This window comes from Variovorax sp. P4_D9 (genome assembly GCF_056401695.1).
Genome location: NZ_JBFUIU010000878.1, coordinates 1 through 3,553, shown reverse-complemented (window position 1 = coordinate 3,553; position 3,553 = coordinate 1). Strand labels below are relative to the sequence as shown.

Genomic DNA, 3,553 nt, shown 5'->3' with positions numbered 1-3,553 from the left:
CCACCGAACTGCGCAATTGGGTAGCGAAGGAGATTGGTCCGATCGCCAAGCCGAAAGATATCCGCTTCGGAGAGAATCTTCCGAAGACCCGCAGCGGTAAGATCATGCGTCGGCTGCTGCGCAGCCTCGCCAAGGGCGAAGCCATCACCCAGGACACCTCCACGCTCGAGAACCCCGCCATCCTCGAGCAGCTCGGCCAGGCCTATTGAGCGCCCCGTGCCGGTCGCGCAGCGGCAGTCCATTCAACTTCAGGGAAAAGAAAAATGGGATTGAGAACCGCTGTATTGCTGGTCGTGGTGCTGCTGATCGCGGCGCTGGCGGCCTTGAACTGGAGTCTGCTGGCCTCGCCGACCCAGATGTCGATCGGCTTCATGCAGGTGACAGCGCCCTTCGGGCTGATCATGCTCGGGCTGACCGCGCTGCTGGGCATCTTCTTCGTCGCCTACGTGGTCTACCTGCAGAGCTCGATCCTGTTCGAGACCCGCCGGCACACCAAGGAGATGCAGGCCCAGCGCGATCTCGCCGACAAGGCCGAGGCCTCGCGCTTCACCGAGCTGCGCAACTTCCTCGAGACCCAGGAAAACGCCCATGCGGCGCGCAATGCCGAGCGCCACGCGGCGCTGCTGGCGCGCATCGAGCAGCTCGAGGCCGCGGCGCGGTCGCGCGCCGAGCAGACCGACAACACGATCGCGGCCCACATCGGCCAGCTCGAGGACCGCTTCGATCGCCGCACGGCCGCGTTGCCGGCCGCCGTTGGCATGCCGCCTGCGGTCTGATGCCCGCTGAGCCGGCTATTTGGTCGACAGCACCCAGGCCGCAAGCTTCTTGGCATCCGCCTCGTTGACCTGGTTGTTGGCCGGCATCGGCACTGGCCCCCAGACGCCCGAGCCGCCCTTCATGATCTTGGCTGACAGCATGTCGACCGCGCCCTTGCTGTCCTTGTACCTCGCGGCAATGTCCTTGAAGGACGGCCCCAGCACCTTGCGGTCCACCGCGTGGCAGCTCATGCAGTTCTTCGACGTCGCCAGCGCCAGGTCGGCCAGGGCGGGCGCGGCGCAGAGAAAACTGGCCGCAACGAGCAGAAGCGCTTTTTTCATTGAGTTGCTGATGCGTGGGTGCGTTAAAGTCGATTCAACGCGATTGTAGGCAGGGCGGTGCACCGCTTCGCCCGGCGCGCTTCTGACTCAACGGAGAAGTTCGCGATGTGGTTTCTAATGCTGGGCCTGCTTGGTGTGGCTCTCAAGTTCTTCGAGATCGGCTTCGTCGCCGCCTGGAGCTGGTGGGTCGTGCTGATCCCGTTCGCCTTGGCGATCGTGTGGTGGGCCTGGGCCGACACGTCCGGCTACACCAAGCGCAAGGTGGTCGAGAAGGAGAACCAGCGCCGCCAGGACCGGATCGATCGGCAGCGCAGCAACCTCGGCATGCTCAACAGCCGGTCCAATCGCAAGCGGAGATAGTTGCTCGCTCCAGGTTGGGCTCACTTCGTGTAGCCCGCCCACGCCCCGCCGGGGGCAACTCCAGCGGCGCGGCGAAGCCGGTTCCGCGGTGTTTCCTGAACAGACCGTTCAACAAACCGTTCAATACTTGTCGAGGACGGCGCCTGAACTGGCGCTCGACGCATTGAACGCGAACTTGGCCTGCACACCGCGCGTGTAGCGCGGGGCCGGTGCCTTCCAGCCTTCGCGGCGCTTGGCGATCTCGGCTTCGGGCACGTTGAGCTCGAGCTTCAGTTCATGGGCATCGATCGTGATCGAGTCGCCTTCGTTGACAAAGGCGATGGTGCCGCCGGCTGCCGCTTCGGGTGCCACGTGGCCGACCACCATGCCCCAGGTACCGCCCGAGAAGCGGCCGTCGGTGATGAGGCCGACGCTCTCGCCGAGCCCGGCGCCGATCAGCGCGCCGGTCGGGGCCAGCATCTCGGGCATGCCCGGGCCGCCCTTGGGGCCGAGGTAGCGCAAGACCATCACGTCGCCGGCCTTGATCTTGCCGTCGAGGATCGCCTGCAGTGCCGACTGCTCGTCGTCGAAGACCCGCGCCGGGCCGGTGATGACCGGGTTCTTGAGCCCGGTGATCTTCGCCACCGCGCCTTCGGGCGAGAGGTTGCCCTTGAGGATCGCCAGGTGGCCCTCGGCGTACATCGGATTGCCGATCGGGCGGATCACGTCCTGGTCGGCGCGCGGCTGGTCGGGCACGTCCTTGAGCACTTCGGCGATGGTCTGTCCGGTGATCGTGAGGCAGTCGCCGTGCAGCAGGCCGGCGTTCAGCAGCACCTTCATGACCTGCGGGATGCCGCCGGCCTGGTGCAGGTCGACCGCCAGGTACTTGCCGCTAGGCTTCAGGTCACACAGCACCGGCACCTTCTTGCGCATGCGCTCGAAGTCGTCGATCGACCAGTCCACGCCGGCGGCATGCGCAATGGCCAGGAAGTGCAGCACCGCGTTGGTCGAGCCGCCGGTGGCCATGATCACGGCCACCGCGTTCTCGATTGCCTTCTTGGTCACGATGTCGCGCGGCTTGATGTCCTTCTTGATCGCTTCGATCAGCACCTTGGCCGATTCCTTGGCCGAGTTGGCCTTCTCCTCGTGCGGGTTCGCCATGGTCGAGGAGTAGGGCAGCGAGATGCCGAGCGCCTCGAAGGCCGAACTCATGGTGTTGGCCGTGTACATGCCGCCGCAGGAGCCGGTGCCCGGGATCGCGCGCATTTCGATCTCGCGCAGGTCCTCGTCGCTCAGGTTGCCGGCGGCGTTCTGGCCGACCGCCTCGAACACGCTCACGATGTTCAGGTCCTGACCCTTGTACTTGCCCGGCAGGATGGTGCCGCCGTAGACGTAGATCGCCGGCACGTTGGCGCGCAGCATGCCCATCAGGCCGCCGGGCATGTTCTTGTCGCAGCCGCCGACCACCAGCACGCCGTCCATCCACTGGCCGCCGACGCAGGTTTCGATGCAGTCGGAGATCACTTCGCGGCTGACCAGCGAGTACTTCATGCCCTCGGTGCCCATCGCCATGCCGTCGGAGATGGTCGGCGTGCCGAAGACCTGCGCGTTGCCGCCGGCTTCCTCGATGCCCTCGATGGCCGCATCGGCCAGCCTCTGCAGGCCCGAGTTGCAGGGCGTGATGGTGCTGTGGCCGTTGGCGACGCCGACCATCGGCTTCTTGAAGTCGCCTTCCTGGTAGCCCATGGCGTAGAACATCGAGCGGTTCGGCGCTCGGCTCTTACCTTCGACGATGTTGGCGCTGCGGCGGTTGATCTTGATCGGTTTCGTGTCCATCGTGCTTCTCGCGTTCGTGATCGGGGGACGCCAAGTATCGGACGATTGATTGATTGCTTCCAATCCTATTTTTCGGTGCTATTGATATGCTCGGCATATGAAAGAAGCGCAGATCGACCTGCGCGCCTGGCGCCAGTTCGTGGCCGTCGCCGAAGAGCTGCACTTCGGACGGGCCGCGCTGCGCCTGCACATGACGCAGCCGCCGGTGACGCAGGCCATCGCCCAGCTCGAGCAGACGCTTGGGGTGCTGCTGTTCGACCGCACGCGGCGCCGGGTGGCGC

General features: G+C 65.5%; 6 protein-coding genes. 4 read left to right on the top strand and 2 right to left on the bottom strand.

Going from position 1 to position 3,553, the window contains the following annotated elements:
• The coding region (locus AC1DY5_RS47345; RefSeq protein WP_478121293.1) for an AMP-binding enzyme at positions 1-209 on the top strand (209 nt) is incomplete at its 5' end.
• Between the two features lie 54 nt (positions 210-263).
• Entirely contained in the window at positions 264-776 is a 513-nt protein-coding gene (locus tag AC1DY5_RS47340; protein ID WP_478121292.1) for a LapA family protein, read from the top strand.
• 15 nt (positions 777-791) lie between these two features.
• Here AC1DY5_RS47340 and AC1DY5_RS47335 read toward each other — a convergent pair whose 3' ends face one another.
• Positions 792-1,097: a c-type cytochrome gene (locus AC1DY5_RS47335; RefSeq protein WP_478121291.1), complete on the bottom strand. Its 306-nt coding sequence runs from the start codon at positions 1,095-1,097 to the stop codon at positions 792-794.
• A gap of 105 nt (positions 1,098-1,202) precedes the next feature.
• Here AC1DY5_RS47335 and AC1DY5_RS47330 point away from each other — a divergent pair, with 105 nt between their 5' ends.
• Entirely contained in the window at positions 1,203-1,457 is a 255-nt protein-coding gene (locus tag AC1DY5_RS47330) for a TIGR04438 family Trp-rich protein (RefSeq protein ID WP_478121290.1), read from the top strand.
• A gap of 120 nt (positions 1,458-1,577) precedes the next feature.
• Here AC1DY5_RS47330 and ilvD read toward each other — a convergent pair whose 3' ends face one another.
• A complete protein-coding gene (gene ilvD, locus AC1DY5_RS47325; protein WP_478121289.1) occupies positions 1,578-3,272 on the bottom strand; it encodes a dihydroxy-acid dehydratase in 1,695 nt (564 codons plus the stop codon).
• A 97-nt stretch (positions 3,273-3,369) separates the two neighbouring features.
• On the opposite strand from ilvD, the gene AC1DY5_RS47320 reads away from it, so the two are divergent.
• On the top strand, positions 3,370-3,553 hold a 184-nt coding region (locus AC1DY5_RS47320), incomplete at its 3' end, for a LysR family transcriptional regulator (RefSeq protein WP_478121288.1).

Coding starts and splice junctions, on each gene's coding strand:
- AC1DY5_RS47335 (WP_478121291.1), bottom strand. CDS start 1,097: ATGAAAAAAGCGCTTCTGCTCGTTGCGGCCAGTTTTCTCTGCGCCGCG.
- AC1DY5_RS47330 (WP_478121290.1), top strand. CDS start 1,203: ATGTGGTTTCTAATGCTGGGCCTGCTTGGTGTGGCTCTCAAGTTCTTC.
- AC1DY5_RS47340 (WP_478121292.1), top strand. CDS start 264: ATGGGATTGAGAACCGCTGTATTGCTGGTCGTGGTGCTGCTGATCGCG.
- ilvD (WP_478121289.1), bottom strand. CDS start 3,272: ATGGACACGAAACCGATCAAGATCAACCGCCGCAGCGCCAACATCGTC.